The sequence below is a fragment of the Halomonas sp. 707D4 genome (genome assembly GCF_024158685.1).
Lineage (GTDB): Bacteria > Pseudomonadota > Gammaproteobacteria > Pseudomonadales > Halomonadaceae > Vreelandella.
In genome coordinates, this window is record NZ_JAMZBD010000730.1 from 1 (window position 1) to 1,102 (window position 1,102).

At 67.2% G+C, this 1,102-nt stretch carries 1 protein-coding gene; it reads left to right on the plus strand.

The window, feature by feature from the left end; genetic code table 11:
• The first annotated feature begins 37 nt into the window (after window positions 1–37).
• Window positions 38–814 (plus strand): thiol:disulfide interchange protein DsbG, encoded by a 777-nt coding sequence (dsbG, locus tag BIS11_RS18270; RefSeq protein WP_253419983.1) that lies wholly within the window; start codon window positions 38–40, stop codon window positions 812–814.
• Window positions 815–1,102 lie beyond the last annotated feature (288 nt).

Sequence of the window (1,102 nt, forward strand, 5' to 3'; positions counted from 1 at the left end):
CTACTGGGGCTCGACTTCCCGCCACTCGGAAAACGCCATGCCTCTTGCCAGATCGCTTCTGACCCTCGCGCTTGCGAGCACCGGCCTGAACGCGGCCCTTGCCGCCGACGCGCCGCTGCCCGCCCCCATCGACGCCCTGCGCGAGCGTGGCCTCGAGATTCACGAGCGCTTCGACGCCCCCGGCGGGCTCGTCGGCTTCGGGGCCAGCGCGCCGGGCCAGGAGATGGTGATCTACCTCACCCCGGACGGCGAACACGCGATCATCGGCACGCTGTTCGATGCACAAGGCGAGGATCTCTCCGAGGCGGCCCTCGAGACTCACGTGCGCGCCCCGCTCGAGGCGCAGACCTGGCAAAGCCTGGAGCAGAGTCACTGGGTCCAGGATGGCAGCGTCGACGCCCCGCGCACGGTGTACATGTTCACCGACCCGAACTGTACCTACTGCAAGGCGCTGTGGCGCCAGACGCGCCCCTGGGTCGAGGCCGGCGAGGTGCAGATTCGCCATATCCTGGTCGGCATCCTCGCCCCGAACAGCCCGGCACTGGCCGCCAGCCTGCTCGCCGCGGACGACCCCGGCCAGGCGCTCGCCGCTCACAGCGAAGGCGAACCGATCACCGCCAGCGCCCAGAGCGTGGCGATCGAGGAGCAGGTCTACACCAACAACCAGCTGTTCGACGAGCTCGGGCTTCATGCCACCCCCACCAGCGCGTTCAAGCGCGAAACCGAGAACGGCACCGTGCGCCTGGATCGCATCGAGGGTCTGCCCGGGCGCGACCGGCTGGTCGAGATGATGGGGGGCGAAGCGCCACAATAGCGCTGCTCGCGCCGGGCGACGTATCGCGGCGAACGCCGCGTGTGGCGCGGGTTTCAGCCGCTTGGCACGCTACGAATAATTAAGCCGTTTCAGTCTCATGCCCCGCCCTTTCCTGCCGATATGTGATGCATCTTCGGTCCTTACGGATACTCAGGAACATCATGACGCGACTGACGCTGAACCAACGCCTCTGGGGCATTCTCGCCGTAATCTGCCTGGCCATGCTGCTGCTGGTGGGCTGGCTGAGCTGGGATACCCGACAAACCATCGAACAGGAGCGGCGCACGA

Bases quoted from the DNA above. Each gene is read 5' to 3' on its own strand.
- dsbG (WP_253419983.1), top strand. From the start codon at position 38: ATGCCTCTTGCCAGATCGCTTCTGACCCTCGCGCTTGCGAGCACCGGC.